The organism is Streptomyces sp. NPDC041135 (genome assembly GCF_055592085.1).
This window is the reverse complement of record NZ_JBVIYZ010000003.1, coordinates 600,407-620,029: the sequence shown is the minus strand read 5'-3', so window position 1 is coordinate 620,029 and position 19,623 is coordinate 600,407. Positions and strand designations below refer to the sequence as shown.

Here is a 19,623-nt window from a genome sequence, read left to right as displayed (position 1 = left end):
CCGGGCCGGGCGCGCCGCGGACCCGGGAGGGTTCGCGGTGCACCCGGCCGGGTGGGGCTGCGGTTACCGGGACGGGGCCGTGCGGGGCGCCGGGGCGTAGCCGGTGGGCCGGGTGGTGAAGGTGCCCCGGCCCTGGGTGCGGCTGCGCAGCCGGGTCGCGTAGCCGAACAGTTCGGACAGCGGCACGGTCGCCGTCAGCACCGCCGCGCCGCCCCGCGACCCGGAGCCGGTGATCCGGCCGCGCCTGGCCGCCAGATCACCGAGCACGCAGCCCACCGCGTCCTCGGGCAGGGTCACCGTGACCTCGGCGACCGGCTCCAGCACGGTCATCACGCAGCCCCGCAGGGCCTCGCGCAGACCGAGCCGCCCGGCGGTGCGGAACGCCGTGTCGGAGGAGTCCTTCACATGCGTGGACCCGTCCGTCAGCGTCACCCGCAGCCCGGTGACCGGGTGCCCGCCGAGCGGACCCTCGGCCAGGGCGTCCCGGCAGCCGGCCTCCACCGCCCGCACGTACTCCTGCGGCACCCGTCCGCCCACGACCGCCGAGCGGAACTCGAAGCCGGTGGCGCCGGGTTCGTCCCCGAGCGGCTCGACGTCCAGCACGACGTGCGCGAACTGCCCGGCTCCGCCGTCCTGTCTGACGTGCCGGAAGACCAGCCCGCTCACCCCGTGCGCCACCGTCTCGCGCAGCGCCACCCGCGGGCGGCCGACGGCGACCTCGGGGCCGCCGTCGCGGCGGATCTTCTCCACCGCCACCTCCAGGTGCAGTTCCCCCATCCCGGACAGCACCGTCTGCCCGGTCTCGGGGTCGGTCCGCACCACCAGCGAGGGGTCCTCCTCCGCCAGCCGGGCCAGCGCGGAGACCAGCCGGCCGGTGTCGGACCCGCGCCGCGCCTCGACGGCGACGGACACCACCGGGTCCGCGGCCGCGGGCGGTTCCAGCAGCAGCGGAGCGTCCGGGGCGCACAGCGTGGAGCCCGCCCGGGCCGACTTCGGCCCGACCAGGGCGACGATGTCCCCGGCCACCGCCCGCTCCAGGGGCTCGTGCCGGTCGGCCATGACGCGCAGGATCCGCGCGACGCGCTCGGCGCGCCGGGTGCCGGGGTCCCACACGGTGTCTCCCTTCTCCAGCGTGCCCGAGTAGACACGCGCGTAGGTCAGCCGTCCGGTGCTCGTCGCGTTCACCTTGAACACGAGGGCCGCGAACGGCTCGCCGGGGTCGGCGGTCCGCCGCTGCCCGGCGCCCGCGTGGACGCCGCGCACGGCGGGGACGTCCAGCGGGGACGGCAGATACGCCACCACCGCGTCCAGCAGCGGCTCGATCCCGCGGTCGCGGTAGGCCGAGCCGCACAGGACGACCACGCCCTCGCCGGTGCGGGTCAGATCGCGCAGGGCGGTGACGAGGGTGGCGGTGGACAGGGCCGACTGCGCGCAGAACTCCTCCAGGGCCTGCGGATGCCGTTCGGCCACCGTCTCCTCCAGCGCCCGGCGACGCCGCCGCGCCTCGTCCTCCAGCGCTCGCGGCACCGGCCCCCGCACCGCCGTACCGCCGCCGTCCGGCCAGGTGAGGGAGCACATGCGGAGCAGATCCACCACGCCGGTGAAGCCGTCCTCGGCGCCGATCGGCAGCTGGACGACCAGCGGGGCCGGGTGCAGCCGGCGCCGGATCGACTCGACGGCCGTGTCGAGATCGGCGCCGGCCCGGTCCAGCTTGTTGACGAAGGCGATGCGCGGCACGCCGTGCCGGTCGGCCTGGCGCCACACCGACTCGCTCTGCGGTTCGACGCCGGCCACCGCGTCGAACACCGCGATCGCGCCGTCGAGGACCCGCAGCGAGCGTTCGACCTCGTCGGTGAAGTCGACGTGGCCGGGGGTGTCGATGAGGTTGATGCGGTGGGCGTCCCAGGCGCAGCTGACCGCGGCGGCGAAGATGGTGATGCCGCGGTCGCGTTCCTGGGGGTCGAAGTCGGTGACGGTGGTGCCGTCGTGGACCTCACCGCGCTTGTGCGTGGTACCGGTCGCGTACAGGATGCGCTCGGTGACGGTGGTCTTGCCCGCGTCCACGTGGGCGAGGATGCCCAGGTTGCGGACGGCGGCCAGGGTGTCGACGGGGTGCCGGCGGGGTTCGGTGCGCATGGCCCGACGCCTTTCGAAGGATGATCCGTGCAGGGGGCGGCGCGATGTTCCCGGCGCCACGGCCGGACGGACGGCTCCACGACGGGCCGACGGGCCGACGGCGGGTCGGCGGCGACGGCGCGTCGGTGGCCGGGACGGCGCCGGGGCGGGCGTGGGCCTGCCCGGGCGGCGTGGCGGTGACGTCAGCCGGGTGTGACCGGGGTCCGGTGCCGGCCGCGCAGCGGGCACCGGTCGGACGTGGACACGAGGATCACCTCGGAGCGGGAACGGGGAACGACGACAGCGATGCGGTCACGCACGGCCCGGCTCCCCTCGCTCGTCCCCCGGCCTCGGCGGTCGCAGGGGTGTTCCGTGGTCTTGCTGATGTCTGATGTCATCCGCTCGACCGCCCGCACGGCGCGGTGCGGCGCAGCGCGGCACGGCCCGAACAGCGCCACGGCGCACGGCGGTTGCGTGCGCCGCGGTGCCCGGCACCGCGCGGCGGTCGATGCGGCGAGTGTAGGCAGGGCCGGACGGCCGCCTCACCCCATTTTCCTGAAGCGGTGCCGGTCCGCTCCGGCCCACTCCGGTCCGCTCCGACCGGAAACCCGCTGACATTCCCGGGAATCCCGCTGGATCCGCTTTTCGCACCGCGCGATTCCTGGCTTTCCGGTGATCTCGGCGATTCCACCGATTCTCGCGAGTCCCCCGATTCCCGTGATCCCTCACGATTCCTTTGATCCCTCGCGATTCCGGGCGGATTGCCGCGCGATCGGCGGTGGTCCGGCAGGAGACATACGTCCCGAATGTCCTGCCGGGCGTCTCCCGGCGCGCGGGGCCGGTGCGCCGGTCCGGCATTTTCCGGTCATTCATCCGCCGGGCACCCCGAGTCACCCGGCGGCACCCCGGCGCCTCCCCGGGCGGCACGCGGTGCATCTCCGGCGAACGAAGGCAAGAGGCCGCACATCACGACTCTGGCCGAAAATCGCCGTTCCGACGGGCGCCTGTCACCCGGCGGCGTACGACCGGGGCCCGGAACTGGCTTCTCGCGCCCGGGCGGACGGCCGTTTCCGCGCGGCCCGCGACCTCGTGAAGAAGATGTGTGGACTTCCCGCGAAGTGCCGTTCTTGGCCGAGAAAGCGGGAGCGTTTCAGCAGTACCGGGACCGCGGTGAAGGTGTCCGGAAGCAGCCTGCCCGAGTGGCCGGTCGACGACCTTCTCCCGTTCCGGCAGGCCTAATCTGTTGCGCGGCAGCGCGAATGGACGCGGCAGGCAGATGGATTGGACTGGATTGGACACGCACAAGAGGCGGAAGACGACCTTCGCCGCGCTGCGCAGCCGAACGATCCCGGGCGCCGCCCTGGTGCTGATCGCCGGCACGCTGTTCTCCCGCATCGGTGACTCTCTCGCCTCGCTCGGCCTGGTGCTGGACGCCGCGGACAAGGGCATCAGCTGGGGCGTGACGGAGGTCTTTCTGGCCGAACTCCTGCCCACGGTCATCGCCGCGCCCCTCATCGGCTCCCTGGTGGACCGGTTCAGCGCGCGGTCGGTCTGCCTGTGGGCACTGATCGCCCAGGCGCTGTCCCTGGGCGCCGCGACCGCGGTGGACGCCTTCCACGTACGGGTGGCCCTGATCGCGCTGTCGGGTCTGGCCGGGGTGGCGTCGGTGGCCGCCGGATTCAAGATGCTGCCGGTGGTGGCCGGCGCCGAGCACACCGGCCGGGCGAACAGCCTGCTGACGGCCGGGCTGTCGGTGGCGACCCTCATCGGACCGGCCCTGGCGGGCTTCCTGCACTCCGCCTCCGGCACCGGCTACCTGCTCGGCGCGGACGCGGTGTCCTTCCTCGTCCTCGCCTGGTGCACCGTGCTGGCCGTACCGCGCTCGACGGACGTGACGATCGGCCGCCGCCCCGCGTCGAAGATCTCGGACGGCTACCGCGCCCTGCGCGACGCCCCCGTGGTGGGGCCGCTGCTGCCGGCGCTGGCCGCGGCGATGCTGGCCACCAGCATCGAGGTGGTCGCGGGCGTCTTCTACCTGCGCGACGTCGCCGACGGCAACGACACCGTCTTCGGCCTGATCCTGGCGACCTGGGCGCTCGGTTCCGTCCCGGGCGCGCTGCTCGCGGGCCGGGCGAGCTGGGCGCCCCGGCACACCGCGCTGATCGTGGGCGGGGTGCTCGGCATCTCCCTGGGGCTGCTGTTCGCCGGGATCGTGCCCGTGGCGGCGGCGATCTTCCCGCTGTTCCTGCTGGGCGGCTTCGGCAACGGGGTGTGCAACGTCGGGCTGCGCAACGCGGTGCACAGCAATGTCCCGGCCGAGGTGCACGGCAGCGCCTGGGCCTGCTTCCAGGCCCTGTCCCGGTGCTGCATCGGCCTCGGCTACCTGCTGGGCACCCCGAACAGCTTCGTCTCCAGCCAGGGGCAGGTGATCATCTCCGGCGCGATCCCGCTGGCGTCGGTGATGTGGGCGGCGCTGGTCATCCTCCGCCGCAGGCAGCCGGCCCTGACGGAGGCCTCCGGCTGAGCGCAGGCCTCCTGGCCGAGTGCTGGGGCCTCCGGCGAGTGGAGCGGCCTCCGGCCGAGTGCGGGTGCCTCCGGTCGAGCCCGGGGCCGAAGGGCACTCGGCGGGCAGCGTCCGGCGTGCGGATATGCAGGTGAAGGGTGCTGCGAAAGCTTGGTATTGTTGTTCTGTCGCCGCGGGGCAGCGCCCCGGCACGGCGGCGGACACCTCGTCCGGGTGGCGGAATGGCAGACGCGCTAGCTTGAGGTGCTAGTGCCCTTTATCGGGCGTGGGGGTTCAAGTCCCCCCTCGGACACCGGCGAAGACCCCTGTTGACCAGGGGTCTTCTGCTTTTCCGGGCTACGGCCGTCAGGGCATGAGCTGGTAGTCCGGGAAGTTCCCGGCCGGCCGCTCCCCCGCCGGGCCCTCGGTGACGGCGCGCACCAGCAGCTCACCGCCGACGAAGGCCCCCCGCCAGGACGCCCCGAAGCCGCCGAACAGCTCGTCGCGGTCGCCCCGGGAGCGCGGGACGCCGTGGCCGGTCTTGAAGGCGCGGATCTGCGGGGCGAGCCGGTCGTAGGTGGCCCGGTCGTCCGTGGAGAGCGTGGCCACGAGGGCGCCGTTGGAGGCGTTCATCGCGGCGAGCAGCTCCGCCTCGGTGTCGACCAGGACGATGGTGTCGACCGGGCCGAAGGGTTCCGCGTGGTGCAGCGGCGAGGAGGCGGGCGGGCTGAGCAGGGTGACGGGCTGGACGTAGGCCGAGGTGTCCTGGCCGGGCAGGAAGCGGGCCGCGTCCGGACGGCCCCGGTGCAGCGGTACCGCTCCGCGGTCGATGGCCTCGGCGACCTGGTCGGTCAGCTCCTTCGCCTTGGCCGCGTTGATCACCGGCCCGAAGTCCAGCTCGGGCGGCGCGTCGCCGGGGTCCTCGACGGCGAGCGGGTGGCCGACCCGGAGGGTGCGGACCGCGGGCAGGTAGGCGGCGAGGAACTCGTCGAACAGCGTCCGCTGCACCACGAAGCGGGGGTAGGCGGTGCAGCGCTGCTTGCCGTAGTCGAAGAGCTTGGGGACGACGGCGGTGAGCCGCTCCCAGTCGGAGAAGTTCCAGATGCCCCAGGTGTTGAGGCCTTCCTGCTCCAGGACGTGCCGTTTGCCGAGATCGGCGACGGCGGTGGCGACGGCGGCGCCGGTGTCGCGGCCGCCGACGAAGGAGACGCAGCCGATCTCGGGCGCGCGGACCAGCGCCTGCGACAGCTCACCGCCGCTGCCGCTCACCAGTGTGACCGGGACGCCCTCGCGCGCGGCCAGCGCCGAGGCCAGGGTGAGGCAGGCGACGCCGCCGTCGGTCGGGGTCTTGGCGATCACCGCGTTGCCGGCCAGGGCCTGCACCAGCATGGCGTGCACCAGCACGCTCATCGGGTAGTTCCAGCTGGCGATGTTGGACACCGGCCCCTCCAGCGGGACCCGGCCGGCCAGCATCGGCTCGATGCCGTCGACGTACCAGCGCACCCCGTCGATCGCCCGGTCCACGTCGGCCTGCGCGAGCCGCCAGGGCTTGCCGATCTCCCAGACGAGGAGCAGGGCGAGCAGCTCGCGGTGCTCGGTCAGCGCGTCCAGGGTGGCCGTGATCCGGGCGCGGCGCTCGGCCAGGGGGACGTGCCGCCAGGCGCGGTGCTGGTCGAGGGCGGCGCGTACGGCCTGCTGGGCGGTGGCGCCGTCGACGCGCGGGGCACCGGCGATCGGGGTGCCGTCCACGGGTGTGGTGGCGGGCAGCGCGCGCCCGTCCGGGTGCCAGCCGGCGCCCCAGAGGTTCAGGGCGCGGTCGTCCCGGAAGGCCTCGGGGGCGACGGCGAGGCAGCGCTGCCAGGCGTCGTCGAAGGACGTACCGGGCTTGAGGATCGGGGTGGGACGGCTCGCGGGCGTGGGTGCCATGCGTCAGCTCGCTCTCGCTGCACGGTCGGGCGGGGGTGGGGGCGGGTGCGGGTGCGGCAAGGATCGCCCCGCCCGCCTGAGCCCGCTTCGACGCGTGCTCGGGCGGGCGGCCGGCACGAGGTCGAGCGGCCGGCACGAGGTCGGGCGGCCGGCACGAGGTCGAGCGGCCGGCACGAGGTCGGGCGGCCGGCGGGCGGAGGCAGCGCGGAGGCCGGACGGAGGGCTCGACGACGGGCGAAGGTCCCGGGGCCGGACGGGGATCCCGGGGCCGGGCGGAGGTCCCCGGGCCGGACGGAGCGGGCTCGGGGCCGGACGGGGATCCCGGGGCCGGACGGAGCGGGCTCGGGCCGGACGGAGGTCCCCGGGCCGGACGGGGGTCCCGGGGCCGGACAGAGGCCCGGGGCCGGACAGAGGTCCCCGGGCCGGACGGGGGTCCCGGGGCCGGATAAAAGGCGGCCCGGGGCCGACCTCGGGGTATCGGGGCGGGCCTCAGGGAGTCGTCCGGGCGCCGTGTGCGCGCCCGGTGTGCTCGGTGTGCTCGCGCATCAGCTCGGTGGCGCGCGGTGCGTCGCGGTCGGTGAGGGCGGCGAGCAGTGCCCGGTGTTCGCGCCAGGACTGCCGCCCGCGCTGCCGGCCCGGCGGCGGGTGGTGCCAGCGCACCCGGCGGTCGATCAGGTCGGCCAGCCCGGCGAGGACGGCGTTGCCGGCCAGCCGCATGATCTCGGCGTGGAAGCGGGCGCCCAGGGCGGCGGCACCGGCCGCGTCACCCGCGGCGGCGGCCGCCTCGCCCCGCGCGCACAGCTCCTCCAGCGCCGCGAGGCCGTCGCCGCCCGCGTTCGCGGCGGCGAGGCGGGCCGCCTCGGCCGCCAGCAGCGTCCGTACGGTCAGCAGCTGGTCGGTCTCGTCGTCGGTGGGCCGGTGCACGAACGCGCCCTGGGCGGGCCGCAGATCGACCCAGCCCTCGGTGCTCAGCCGGTGCAGGGCCTCGCGCACGGGCTGCCGGGAGACGCCGAGGCGGCCGGCGAGTTCGCTCTCCACGAGGTGCCGGCCGGGTTCGAGGGCGCGGGTGGTGATGAGTTCCAGCAGAGCCTCGTACACACGCTCGCGCAGCGGGCCGGGCCGGCCCAGTCGGGGCACCGCTCCCGGCGGCGGTCCGGTCGGCAGCATCGCGGTCCCCTCCTGGGCCGTACACGGTCGGCGCCCCAGTATCGGCCGTCCCGCGTCGCGCCGTCCGCGGGGTACGGCGGTCGGCGGCGCGGCGGCCGGGAACGGCACACCCCGGGCACGCCCCGGGCGCGCGCAGGGGGAGCGCTCAGGGGCAGCGCACGACCTGACCGGCGTAGGAGAGGTTGCCGCCGAAGCCGAACAGCAGGACGGGGTCGCCGGCCGAGACGTCACCGCGTTCGATCAGCTTGGACAGGGCGAGGGGGATGCTGGCGGCGGAGGTGTTGCCCGACTCGACGACGTCCCGGGCGACGACGGCGTTGACGGCGCCGATCTTCTGGGCGAGGGGCTCGATGATGCGCAGGTTGGCCTGGTGCAGGACGACCGCGGCCAGGTCGGCGGGGGTGACGCCGGACCGCTCGCAGGCGCGGCGGGCGATGGCGGGCAGCCGGGTGGTGGCCCAGCGGTAGACGCTCTGGCCCTCCTGCGCGAAGCGCGGCGGGGTGCCCTCGATGCGTACGGCGTGCCCCATCTCGGGCACCGATCCCCACAGCACGGGTCCGATCCCGGGCTCCTGGTCCGCGGCGCACGCCTCGACGACCGCGGCGCCGGCGCCGTCGCCGACCAGGACGCAGGTGGTGCGGTCGGTCCAGTCGGTGACGTCGGACATCTTGTCGGCGCCGATGACCAGCGCGCGGGTGGCGGCGCCCGCGCGGACGGTGTGGTCGGCGGTGGCGAGGGCGTGGGTGAACCCGGCGCAGACCACGTTGACGTCCATCGCGGCCGGCTCCGGGATGCTCAGCCGGGCGGCGACGCGGGCCGCGGTGTTCGGCGAGCGGTCGATCGCGGTGGAGGTGGCCACCAGCACCAGGTCGATGTCGCCGGGGGTGAGGCCGGCCGCGGCGAGGGCCTTGCCGGCCGCGTGCGCGGCGAGTTCGTCGACCGGCTCGCCGGGCCCGGCGATGTGCCGGGTGCGGATGCCCACCCGGCTGCGGATCCACTCGTCGCTGGTGTCCACCAGGCCCGCCAGGTCGTCGTTCGTGAGCACCTGGGCGGGCTGGTAGTGGCCGACCGCGGTGATGCGCGAGCCGTTCATGGGCGGGTCCCCCTCGTGGACTCGGGTAGCGGGATCCACCAGTCTGTTCAGTGACTCGCCGGTACGGAGGCAGGTGATGCCACAGGAAACAGGGCCCTCCGTTGTCGGCTTCCCTCACATTCGCCCCGATTCTCGCGTGCGCCTCGCGCGCCGCTGGGGCAGGGGGCGGGCGGCGGACAAGCACGGGTGGACGGGCGGTGGACCCGGCTCGCGGGCCGGATTCGCGACCGCCGTGCGCGCGCCTCCCGGCGGGGGCCATGGCCCGCCGCGCACGGCGCGAGGACACCCGTCGTTCACCGCGCAGGGCACCCGCCGCCCACTGTGCAGGACAATGGACCGGAGGTCACCTCGCCGCGCGGCGGCCCGGTGGCCCACGGCGGTCTCCGTATCGCCGCGGCAGCGGCCGTTCGGGCCACCAGCACGACAGAACCGGGGCTGATCAGGGCATGGGACGAGTGACGGAACGACGCAAGGTCCTCCGTATCCGGGACGGGGCGGTCTCCACCCGGCCGGACACGCTCGTCGCCGAGGAGCCCCTGGAGATCCGGCTCGGCGGCAAGCCCCTGGCCATCACCATGCGGACACCGGGCGACGACTTCGCGCTGGCTGCGGGCTTCCTGGTGAGCGAGGGCGTGCTGGCCACGGCGGCCGACCTGGTGAACATCGTCTACTGCGCGGGCGCGACGGCCGACGGCGTCAACACCTACAACGTGGTGGACGTCCGGACCGCCCCCGGCGTCACGCTGCCCGACTTCACCCTGGAGCGGAACGTCTACACGACCTCCTCGTGCGGTCTGTGCGGCAAGGCGAGCCTGGACGCCGTCCGCACGACGGCCCGCTGGCCGATCGCCGACACTCCCCCGCTCCGGGTCGGCACCGATCTGCTCGCGGCCCTGCCCGACCGGCTGCGCTCCGCCCAGCGGGTGTTCGACCGGACCGGAGGCCTGCACGCGGCCGCCCTGTTCACGGAGGACGGTGAGCTGCTGGACGTGCGCGAGGACGTGGGCCGGCACAACGCCGTCGACAAACTGGTCGGGCGGGCGCTGCAGAACGGGCAGCTGCCGCTGTCCCGGACGATCCTGCTGGTCTCCGGACGGGCCTCGTTCGAGCTGGCCCAGAAGGCCGTGATGGCCGGTATCCCGGTGCTGGCGGCGGTCTCCGCGCCGTCCTCGCTGGCCGTCGACCTGGCCGCCGAGACGGGCCTGACCCTGGTGGGCTTCCTGCGGGGCAGCTCCATGAACGTCTACGCGGGCGAACACCGCGTCGCCGTGCGCTCCACAGCCGCCCGGAGCTGACTTCGGCCCCCCACGCCATGCGGCTCCACGGCGGTCCGTGCGGGCCGCGTCAGGCGTCCGTACCGGCGATCCGGGTCAGCAGGGCCATGAATCGCTCGCGTTCGGCGGGCGACAGCGGGGCGAGCAGTTCGTCGTTGGCCGCCCGGGCCAGCCGTTCGCAGCGCTCCAGCAGCGCGCCGCCCCGCGCGGTGAGCGAGACGGCGTTCTTGCGGCGGTCGGCGGGGTCCGGGGCGCGCACCACGAGGCCCGCGGCCTGGAGGTCGTTGAGGACGCCGACCAGGTCCTTCGGGTCCAGGCCGACGCCGCGGCCGAGGTCGGCCTGGGCGACGGGGGCGAGATCGCGGACGGCCGAGAGCACGACGTGGTGCCACATCCTCATGTCCTCGGCCGCCAGGGCGTCGGCCACCAGGGCCCGGCCGCGCGCGGCGGCACGGCCGAGGAGCCAGCTGGGCAGGGAACGGATCGCGAGGAGCGGTGCTTCGGCCATGCGCGCAGCTTAGGCGGCGCGGACACGGCGGACTCCGGCCGCGGGCGTTCCCCGGACACGCGCGTTCCCCGGACACGCGAAGTCGCGGACTATTCGTTGGAGTTCCCAACGGGTTGCCTATACCGTTGGGCTTCCCAACGAATTGACCTGGAGGTGCGATGCGTCGCGTCCGGTACGACACCGCCGGCGGCCCCCTGTTCCTGGAGGAGGTGCCCGTCCCCGAGCCCGGGCCGGGCGAGCTGCTCGTGCGCTGCGAGGCCGTCGGCGTCACCCTGCCCGTGGTGCGCAAGGTGACCGAGGCCGCCGAGCCGGTCCCGCTGGGCGGGGAGGTCGCCGGCGAGGTGGTGGCCGTCGGCGCGGGCGTCACCCGGTTCCGCGCCGGGGAGCGCGTGACCGGCCTGTGCTTCGGCCACGGGTACGCCGACTTCGCCTGCCTGCTGGAGACGATGGCCTCCGCCGTACCGGACGGCGCCTCGGCCGTGGACGCGGTCGCGCTGGTCCGCAGCGGCCTGGTCGCGCTCGGCGCCCTGGAGGCGGCGCGGCCCGAGCCGGGCGAGTCGGTCCTGGTCACGGCGGCCGCCAGTGGGGTCGGACACCTCGCGGTGCAGCTGGCCCGGGCGCCGGGCGCCGGGCGGGTGGTGGGCGCCGTGTCGCGGGCCGCCAAGGCGGACTTCGTCCGCGCGCTGGGCGCCGACGACTGTGTCCTGTACGGCGACGAGCGCTGGGGGGAGCCGGTCGACTGCCTGCTGGACGCGGTCGGCGGCGCACTGCTCACTCCGGCGCTCGCCGCCCTCGCCCCGGGCGGCCGGCTGGTGGCCTACAGCTCGGGTGGCGGCACGATCCAGGCCTACGACCTCCTCGTGGGCGCCAGGACCGTGACCGGTTTCCAGCTGGCCCGGATCGCCCGGGAGCGGCCGGAGCAGTACGAGCGGTGGCGGCGGGAGCTGTGGCGGCGGCACGCGGACGGCACCCTGAGACCGGCCGTGCACGCCGAGTTCCCCCTGCCGGACGCGGCGCGGGCCCATGCGGTGATCGAGTCGCGCGGCAACCTCGGCAAGGTGGTGCTCCGGCCGTGAGGCCGCGCGAACCCGGCTCAGCGCAGGGCGCCGCGCTGCGGCTGCTCCCCGGCCGCACCGGCCGTGCCCTCCGGGGAAGCCGTCCCCGCCGTGCCGGGCGGCGGCGGGCCGCCGGCCACGGCCGGCTGCGGGTCCCGGGCCCGGCGCTTCGCGATCACCGCGCACACCATGAGCTGCATCTGGTGGAACAGCATCAGCGGCAGCACCGCCAGGGAGGCGTGCGCGCCGAACAGGACGCTCGCCATCGGCAGCCCGGAGGCGAGGGACTTCTTCGAGCCGGCGAACTGCAGGGCGATGCGGTCCTCCCGGCCGAAGCGCAGCGCCTTGCCGCCGTACCAGGTCAGCGCCAGCATCACGGCCAGCAGCGCCGCCTCCACGGCCAGCAGCCCGGCCAGTCGCACCGCGCTCACCTGGTGCCAGATGCCACGCGTCATGCCCTCGCTGAACGCGGTGTAGACGACCAGCAGGATCGAGCCCCGGTCGACCAGCCCGAGCACCTTCTTGTGGCGGGTGACGAAGCCGCCGATCCAGCGGCGCAGCACCTGTCCGGCGAGGAAGGGCACCAGCAGCTGGAGCACGATCTTGACCAGCGCGTCGGTGGAGAAGCCGACGCCCTCCCCGCCCAGCAGCGCGGCGGCCAGCACCGGGGTGAGCACGATGCCGGCCAGGGAGGAGAAGGAGCCCGCGCAGATCGCGGCGGGCACGTTGCCGCGGGCGATGGAGGTGAAGGCGATCGAGGACTGGATCGTCGAGGGGACGAGCGTGAGGAAGAGCAGCCCCTGGTAGAGCGGCTGGCTCAGCAGCGCCGGCACCAGGGCGCGGGCGGCCAGGCCGAAAGCGGGGAAGAGGACGAAGGTGCAGGCCAGCACGGTGAGGTGGAGCCGCCAGTGGCGCAGTCCGTCCAGCGCCTCGCGGGTGGAGAGCCGGGCGCCGTAGAGGAAGAACAGGAAGGCGATCGCGACGGTCGACGCCCCGGACACCACGTCCGCCGCGGCGCCGCGGGCCGGCAGGAGCGCGGCGAGGCCCACCGTCCCGAGCAGCAGCAGGACGTACGGATCGATCGGCAGCCGACTCGGCCGGCGCAGGCGTTTCACGGTGCTCCGATGACGTGGTGCGGGTGACTGTGCAGGTGACTGTGCGGGTTCGACTGGGGGGTGGGGGGCGCGGTGGACGGGCGGGATCGGCTCCCGGGTTCCCCGGGCCTCGTCCATCGTGCCGCGAAGGACGGCGATCGGGAAACCGGTACACCACTCTGACTGCCATCATGCTTCGCGATGGCCGCGCTACGCTGCCGGTGTGTACGACCCTTCCCAGCTGCGCACGTTCCTCGCGGTGTCCCGGACGCTGAGCTTCACCCGGGCCGCCGGGCGGCTGGGGCTGCGCCAGTCCACCGTCAGCCAGCATGTGCGCCGGCTGGAGGAGGCGACCGGCCGGCAGCTGTTCTCCCGGGACACCCACTCGGTGGAGCTGACCGTGGACGGCGAGGCCATGCTCGGCTTCGCCCGCCGGATCCTGGAGGTGCACGAGCAGGCGTCGGCCTTCTTCAGCGGCACCCGGGTGCGGGGGCGGCTGCGGCTCGGCGCGTCGGAGGACTTCGTCCTGACCCGGCTGCCGGAGGTCCTCGAGAGCTTCCGCTACGACCACCCCGAGGTGGACCTGGAGCTGACGGTGGAGCTGTCCGGCACGCTGCACGACCTGCTGGCCGCCGGGAAACTGGACCTGATCCTGGCCAAGCGGCGCGGCCGCGACCCCGGCGGCGAGCTGGTGTGGAGCGACGAGCTGGTGTGGATCGGGGCCGAGCGGCTGCGGATCGATCCCGGCCGGCCGGTGCCGCTGATCGTGTACCCGCCGCCCGGGATCACCCGCGCCCGGGCCCTGGAGGCGTTGCAGCGCCAGGGCCGGCAGTGGCGCGTCGTCTGCACCAGCGGCAGCCTCAACGGTCTGATCGCCGCGGCCCGCGCCGGGCTCGGGGTGATGGCCCACTCCCGCGGTCTCGTGCCGCCCGGGCTGTTCCGGGTGTCCGAGCGGGCCGGGCTGCCGGAGCTGGGCGGGGTCGACTTCGTCCTGGTCCACGGGGACCGCCGGGGGCCCTCGGGAGCGGCGGCGGACGCGCTGGCCACCGCGATCCTGTCCGGCGGCGAGCGCCTGCGGCGCCGGGGCGGCTGACCGGGCGGGAGCCGGAGCGGCCACGGATCGGGCGTCCGGGTCAGCGGGGCGCCACCGGGTACGTCAGCTGTTTGACCTGGCGCAGGAACGGCGTCGCCTCCACGTGCTGCACGCCCTCCAGCCGCCCCAGCGGCCCGCTGAGGTAGTCGTACAGCCCGGCGGTGCTGCGGACGACGACGGTGGCGACGAGGTGGGAGGGGCCGGCCGTGGCGGCGGCGAAGGCGATCTCGTCGTGCCCGGCGAGGGCCTCGCCGACCGAGCGCAGCGCGGCGGGTGTGGTGGTGATCCACAGCACGGCGGCGCGGGGATGGCCGAGCAGCTCCGAGCGGTACTCGACGTCGATGTACACCGCCCCCGAGGCGAGCAGCGCGCTCAGGCGGCGTTTGACGGCGGACTCGGAGCGTCCGGTGATCCGCTGGAGTTCGGGGTAGGTGGCGCGGCCGTCGCGTTCCAGGGCGGCGAGCAGCGGGCCGTCGGCCGGTTCCAGCCGGGCCGGTCCGGGCGTCGGCTCGGGCAGGTCCCGGCGCAGGGCGGCGATCTGCTCGCCGGTGAGCGCCCCGAACCTGCGCAGCCAGCCGACCGGGCCGCCGTGGAAGCGGTGCAGGAGCTGGAAGGCGCGGATCTCCACCACGCGCGGGGTGCGGGGCAGTTTGCCGACGAGCAGGTCGTCGTGGTCGCCGGGGTTGCGCGGCCGGGTCATGAGGACGATCTCGGTGCCTCCGGAGGCCAGCCCGATCCAATTGGTGTCGGGGCGCTTGGCCAGGGCGTCGGCGATGACGGCGGCCCCGTCCGGTGCGCAGCGCAGGCGGAGCATCCACTGGTCCTGGCCGAGGCGTTCGGCGTCCCGGACGGCGACGACCCGCAGTCCGCCCTCCGCGCTCAGCCGGCGGAAGCGGCGCGCGACGGTCTGGTCGGAGACGCCGAGCACCGCCCCGATGCGGCTGAAGGGGGCCCGTCCGTCGATCTCCAGCGCCGAGAGCACCTGGAGGTCGAGCTGATCGAGGGTGTCGGATCGCATCTCCAGCACGCGTGCTCCTGTCGGATTCCGTCACCCGGATGCCCGTGTGCGTCCTGATCGGCCGTGACCCGTCCATCGTACGGAGCGCTACGCAGCCGTCGTACAGGGAGTTGAGGACATGCGTACATGGGGGCCGCTCACAGCGGTGTGTCTGGGCACGTTCATGCTGCTGCTGGACGTGACGATCGTGGTGGTGGCGCTGCCGGACATGGCGGCGGCGCTGCACACCTCACTGAGCGACCTGCAGTGGGTGGTGGACGGGTACGCGCTGGCGCTGGCCGCGCTGCTGCTGGGGGCCGGTGCCGCGGCCGACATCCTCGGGCGGCGCCGGGTGCACGTGGCGGGCGTGGTGGTGTTCGCCGTGGCCAGCCTGCTGTGCGGGCTGGCGCCGGGGGCCGGGACGCTGGTGGCCGCGCGGGCGTTGCAGGGGGTGGGCGCCGCCGCCATGTTCGCGACCACGCTGCCGCTGCTCGGGTCCGTCTACCAGGGCCGCCGGCGGTCGGCGGCGCTCGGCGTGTGGGGAGCGGTCAGCGGTGCGGCCGCGGCCGTCGGGCCGGTGCTCGGGGGCCTGATCACCGAGGGGCCCGGCTGGCGGTGGATCTTCTACGTGAACCTCCCGGTGAGCCTGGTGGCGGTGTGGCTGACGCTGCGGCTGGTGCCGGAGTCGCGCGGGCCGCGCGGGATGCGCGTCGACTGGGCGGGCACGGCCGCCTTCGCGCTGTTCGCGGGCGGCACGACGTACGCCGTGGTGCGGGCCGGGGAGGACGGGTGGACGGCCCCGGCGGCGCTGTTGGCGTTCGCCGTGGCGGCGCTGGCGCTGGTGGCGTTCGCCGTGGTGGAGCGGCGGGCCGCGCATCCGCTGCTGGATCTGGCGCTGCTGCGCCGCCCGGCCTTCACCGGGGTGATGCTGGGCGCGTTCGCCTTCAACGGGGTGGCCTTCGGCGGGGTGCCGTACCTGTCGATCTGGATGCAGACGCTGCTCGGGATGTCACCGGTGCGCGGCGGTCTGACGCTGCTGCCGATGACGTGCGCGGCGATGGTCGTCGCGGTGCTGGCCGGGCGCCTGCTGCACGGGGCGCCGGCCCGGCTGACCATAGGCGGCGGGCTGCTGCTGATCGGCGCGGGCACCGCGTGCCAGGCGGTGCTGGACGCGGGGGACGGCTGGAGCGCGCTGGTGCCCGGGTTCGTGCTGGTCGGCATCGGCACCGGGCTGGTGGCGCCGAACGTCGCCGGGGCGGCGCTCGCTGCGGTGCCGCCGGAGCGCAGCGGGATGGCGGGCGGCGCGGTGAACACCGTCCGGCAGCTGGGCTACGCCCTCGGTGTCGCCGTCTTCGGCACCTTGCTGACCTCCCGGATGACCGGCACGCTCCCCCACCGGGCCGCCCACACCCTGGCCGGTGGCGGCGCGGCGGCGCTGCGCGCGGAGGTCCCCGAGCACGCGCTGCGCTCCGCGTTCGCCTCGGGCCTGGACACCGCGCTGCTGGTCACGGGCGTGGCCGGGCTGGTGGCCGGCGCGCTGGTGCTGCTCCTGGTGCGTACGGCACCGGCCGCGGGCGAGGCGGCGGCGGCCACGGCGGCCGGACCGGTCCAGGAGGCGGTAGCGGCCCCGGAGTGAGGCCGCGGCGAGGCCGCGCCGGCGGTGCGCGCGGCCGGTGAGGCGGCCCCGGAGCACGTCCGGGGCCGCCTCACCCGTGCGCGTGACCAGGAGGTACAGATTCGGTGGAGATTACGGCAGCGAAACCTACTGAACCGTAAGTATTCTGTCCGTCCCTTCCGCATGTGCGGGCATTTTCCGGTGGTCGCGGCGGACCTACGTGACCTTTGACCGGTTTCCGCCCCCCTCCCGCGGGGTGTGGTCGTGGGGTACCTTTCACGGCCTGTGCGGAGCGTCACCGAGGACGAGGAGCGGGAGCGGTTTGCGCGAGTTCACCACCCCTCCGCTGGCGGAGGCGCCGACGGCGGGCGGTCTGGCCGACGTCGTCTTCGAGCGTGCCCTGACGGACCCGCTGCACGTCTCCCTGGGCCGCAAGGACGACGCCGGCCGGTGGCGGGAGGTGACGGCCGCAGAGTTCCGCGACGAGATCCTCGCCCTCGCCAAGGGACTGCTGGCCCGCGGCATCCGGTTCGGCGACCGGGTCGCGATCATGTCCCGCACCCGCTACGAGTGGACCCTGTTCGACTTCGCCCTGTGGGCGATCGGCGCCCAAGTGGTGCCCGTGTACCCCACCTCCTCGGCGGAGCAGTGTTTCTGGATGCTGTACGACGCCGAGGTGTCGGCGGCGGTCGTCGAGCACGAGGACCACGCGATGACCATCGCCACCGTCATCGACCGGCTGCCCCGGCTGCACCAGCTGTGGCAGCTGGACGCCGGCGCCGTGCAGGAGCTGTACGACGCGGGCGCGCACCTCGACGACGAGGTGGTGCACCGCCACCGGGAGGCCGTCACCCCGGAGTCCGTGGCCACGATCATCTACACCTCGGGGACGACCGGCCGGCCGAAGGGCTGTGTGATCTCGCACGGCAACTTCATGTTCGAGGCCGACACCGTCATCCGGCGCTGGGAGCCGGTGTTCCACTCCAAGAAGGGCGACGAGGCCTCCACCCTGCTGTTCCTGCCGCTCGCGCACGTCTTCGGCCGGATGGTGGAGGTGGCCGCGGTCCGCGGCGGGGTCCGCCTCGGGCACCAGCCGCAGCTGCACGCGGCCGCCCTGCTGCCCGACCTGGCCGCGTTCCGGCCGACGTTCATCCTGGCGGTGCCGTACATCTTCGAGAAGGTGTTCAACGCCGCGCGCCGCAAGGCGGAGAAGGAGGGCAGGGCCGGCCCGTTCGAGAAGGCGGTCGAGGTCGCGGTGAAGTACGCGGAGGCCCTGGAGGCGAAGGCCTGGGGCACCGGGCCCGGCCCCTCGGCGGCGCTGCGGATGCAGCACCAGCTGTTCGACAAGCTCGTGTACGCCAAGGTGCGCGCGGCGATGGGCGGCCGCATCCGCAACGCGATGTCCGGCGGCTCGGGGATGGACCGCCGCCTGGGCCTGTTCTTCGCGGGCGCGGGCGTGCAGATCTACGAGGGGTACGGCCTGACCGAGTCGACGGCGGCGGCGACCGCGAACCCGCCGGAACGCACCCGGTACGGCACGGTCGGCCAGGCCGTTCCGGGCGTCACCGTGCACATCGCCGACGACGGGGAGATCTGGCTGCGCGGCGGCAACGTCTTCCAGGGCTACCTCAACAACCAGAAGGCCACCGACGCGACCCTGCACGACGGCTGGCTGGCCACCGGCGACCTGGGCGCGCTGGACGAGGACGGCTATCTGACCATCACCGGCCGCAAGAAGGAGATCCTGGTCACCTCCGGCGGCAAGAGCGTCTCGCCGGGCGTGCTGGAGGAACGGGTCCGCGACCATCCGCTGGTCAACCAGTGCATCGTCGTCGGCAACGACCGCCCCTACATCGCCGCGCTGGTCACCCTGGACCAGGAGGCCGTCGAGCACTGGCTGACGATGCGCAACAAGCCGTCGCTGACCCCGGCCCAGCTGGTGCGCGACGCCGATCTGGAGACCGAGGTGCGGCGGGCGGTCGTCGCCGCCAACACGCTGGTCTCCCAGGCCGAGTCGATCCGCACCTTCCGCATCCTGGCCCAGCCCTTCACCGAGGAACACGGGCTGCTGACACCGTCGTTGAAGCTGAAGCGCAAGGCGATCGAGAGCGCCTACGCGGCCGAGGTGGAGGCGCTGTACCAGGCGTGAGCCGCCGTCCGGATGCGGTCGGTTCCCGCGCGTCCGGAATGCATCCGGGGCCGTGATCGTTGACGATGGGGAGTACCACCTGTCGACAACCGAAGGATCAACGAGCTCGTGAGCAGCAAGGTCCCCCCGATCAACCTCAACAACGGCGTCGAGATGCCCCAGCTGGGTTTCGGCGTCTGGCAGGTGCCGGACGACGAGGCCGAGCGGGCCGTCGCCACCGCGCTCGAGGCCGGGTACCGCAGCATCGACACAGCGGCGATCTACGGCAACGAAGAGGGCACCGGAAAGGCCATCGCCGCCTCCGGCCTGCCCCGTGAGGACGTCTTCGTCACCACCAAGCTCTGGAACAGCGACCAGGGGTACGACTCCACGTTGCGGGCCTTCGACGCGTCGCTGGAGAAGCTGGGTCTGGACTACCTGGACCTGTACCTCATCCACTGGCCGCTGCCGGCCCGGGACACGTACGTCGACACCTACCGGGCGTTCGAGAAGCTGCACACGGACGGCCGGGTGCGTGCCATCGGCGTGTCCAACTTCCCCGAGGAGCAGCTGCGGCGGCTGCTCGCCGAGACGTCGGTCGTCCCGGCGGTCAACCAGATCGAGCTGCACCCCCATCTCCAGCAGGAGGCGGCGCGCGCGTTCCACGCGGAGCACGGCATCGCCACCGAGGCCTGGTCGCCGCTCGGCCAGGGCAAGGGGCTGCTGGAGGTGCCGGCGATCGTCGCCATCGCGCGCAAGCACGGCCGCACCCCGGCCCAGGTCGTGCTGCGCTGGCACCTGCAGCTCGGCACCATCGTGATCCCGAAGTCCGTGACGCCGTCCCGGATCGAGGAGAACATCGCGGTCTTCGACTTCGCTCTGGACGACGAGGACCTCGCGGCGATCAGCGCACTGAACGAGGACCGGCGCCTGGGCCCGGATCCGGCCACCTTCGACATGGCCTGACCGGGACGGTCCGACCGGCACTGACCAGGGCGGTCCACCAGCATTGACCAGGGCGGGCCGACCGGCAGGGTCCTACCGGCACCGCCGCT

General features: G+C 74.4%; 14 protein-coding genes and 1 tRNA gene. 8 read left to right on the top strand and 7 right to left on the bottom strand.

What is annotated here, in order from left to right; all coding sequences use genetic code 11:
- Positions 1–63 precede the first annotated feature (63 nt).
- A complete protein-coding gene (gene fusA, locus ACZ6CZ_RS10945) occupies positions 64–2,136 on the bottom strand; it encodes an elongation factor G (protein WP_469017824.1) in 2,073 nt (690 codons plus the stop codon).
- Positions 2,137–3,406: 1,270 nt separating this feature from the next.
- On the opposite strand from fusA, the gene ACZ6CZ_RS10940 reads away from it, so the two are divergent.
- Entirely contained in the window at positions 3,407–4,639 is a 1,233-nt protein-coding gene (locus ACZ6CZ_RS10940; protein ID WP_469017820.1) for an MFS transporter, read from the top strand.
- Positions 4,640–4,846: 207 nt separating this feature from the next.
- A tRNA-Leu gene (locus ACZ6CZ_RS10935) sits at positions 4,847–4,931 on the top strand.
- A gap of 53 nt (positions 4,932–4,984) precedes the next feature.
- Here ACZ6CZ_RS10935 and ACZ6CZ_RS10930 read toward each other — a convergent pair.
- The 3 genes from ACZ6CZ_RS10930 to ACZ6CZ_RS10920 form a co-directional block, all read right to left on the bottom strand.
- A complete protein-coding gene (locus ACZ6CZ_RS10930; RefSeq protein ID WP_469017818.1) occupies positions 4,985–6,544 on the bottom strand; it encodes an aldehyde dehydrogenase family protein in 1,560 nt (519 codons plus the stop codon).
- 489 nt (positions 6,545–7,033) lie between these two features.
- Positions 7,034–7,711, bottom strand: coding sequence for a GntR family transcriptional regulator (locus tag ACZ6CZ_RS10925; RefSeq protein WP_469017816.1), 678 nt, complete (start codon positions 7,709–7,711; stop codon positions 7,034–7,036).
- Between the two features lie 145 nt (positions 7,712–7,856).
- Positions 7,857–8,804, bottom strand: a complete 948-nt coding sequence (locus ACZ6CZ_RS10920; RefSeq protein ID WP_469017813.1) for a beta-ketoacyl-ACP synthase III — start codon at positions 8,802–8,804, stop codon at positions 7,857–7,859.
- Positions 8,805–9,250: 446 nt separating this feature from the next.
- Between ACZ6CZ_RS10920 and fdhD the strand changes: the two genes are divergently transcribed.
- The gene (gene fdhD / locus ACZ6CZ_RS10915; RefSeq protein WP_469017811.1) at positions 9,251–10,099 is read left to right on the top strand and encodes a formate dehydrogenase accessory sulfurtransferase FdhD; all 849 of its coding nucleotides are present in this window, start codon (positions 9,251–9,253) and stop codon (positions 10,097–10,099) included.
- 49 nt (positions 10,100–10,148) lie between these two features.
- Here the strand turns inward: fdhD and ACZ6CZ_RS10910 are convergent, their stop codons facing one another.
- Positions 10,149–10,586 carry a MarR family winged helix-turn-helix transcriptional regulator gene (locus ACZ6CZ_RS10910; RefSeq protein WP_469017809.1) on the bottom strand — a complete coding sequence of 146 codons (438 nt, stop codon included), beginning with the start codon at positions 10,584–10,586 and terminating at the stop codon, positions 10,149–10,151.
- A 158-nt stretch (positions 10,587–10,744) separates the two neighbouring features.
- Between ACZ6CZ_RS10910 and ACZ6CZ_RS10905 the strand changes: the two genes are divergently transcribed.
- On the top strand, positions 10,745–11,662 hold the full coding sequence (locus ACZ6CZ_RS10905) for a quinone oxidoreductase family protein (protein ID WP_469017807.1): 918 nt from the start codon (positions 10,745–10,747) through the stop codon (positions 11,660–11,662).
- A gap of 17 nt (positions 11,663–11,679) precedes the next feature.
- Here ACZ6CZ_RS10905 and ACZ6CZ_RS10900 read toward each other — a convergent pair whose 3' ends face one another.
- On the bottom strand, positions 11,680–12,729 hold the full coding sequence (locus ACZ6CZ_RS10900; RefSeq protein ID WP_469017921.1) for a bile acid:sodium symporter family protein: 1,050 nt from the start codon (positions 12,727–12,729) through the stop codon (positions 11,680–11,682).
- Between the two features lie 229 nt (positions 12,730–12,958).
- On the opposite strand from ACZ6CZ_RS10900, the gene ACZ6CZ_RS10895 reads away from it, so the two are divergent.
- Positions 12,959–13,828 carry a LysR substrate-binding domain-containing protein gene (locus tag ACZ6CZ_RS10895; RefSeq protein ID WP_469017805.1) on the top strand — a complete coding sequence of 290 codons (870 nt, stop codon included), beginning with the start codon at positions 12,959–12,961 and terminating at the stop codon, positions 13,826–13,828.
- Positions 13,829–13,868: 40 nt separating this feature from the next.
- Here the strand turns inward: ACZ6CZ_RS10895 and ACZ6CZ_RS10890 are convergent, their stop codons facing one another.
- Positions 13,869–14,846: an Lrp/AsnC family transcriptional regulator gene (locus tag ACZ6CZ_RS10890; RefSeq protein ID WP_469017918.1), complete on the bottom strand. Its 978-nt coding sequence runs from the start codon at positions 14,844–14,846 to the stop codon at positions 13,869–13,871.
- A 118-nt stretch (positions 14,847–14,964) separates the two neighbouring features.
- Here ACZ6CZ_RS10890 and ACZ6CZ_RS10885 point away from each other — a divergent pair, with 118 nt between their 5' ends.
- From ACZ6CZ_RS10885 to ACZ6CZ_RS10875, 3 genes are all read left to right on the top strand, one after another.
- The gene (locus tag ACZ6CZ_RS10885) at positions 14,965–16,461 is read left to right on the top strand and encodes an MFS transporter (protein ID WP_469017803.1); all 1,497 of its coding nucleotides are present in this window, start codon (positions 14,965–14,967) and stop codon (positions 16,459–16,461) included.
- 301 nt (positions 16,462–16,762) lie between these two features.
- A complete protein-coding gene (locus ACZ6CZ_RS10880) occupies positions 16,763–18,589 on the top strand; it encodes an AMP-dependent synthetase/ligase (protein ID WP_469017800.1) in 1,827 nt (608 codons plus the stop codon).
- A 108-nt stretch (positions 18,590–18,697) separates the two neighbouring features.
- Complete coding sequence (locus tag ACZ6CZ_RS10875) at positions 18,698–19,534, top strand: aldo/keto reductase (protein ID WP_469017798.1); 837 nt, start codon at positions 18,698–18,700, stop codon at positions 19,532–19,534.
- Positions 19,535–19,623 lie beyond the last annotated feature (89 nt).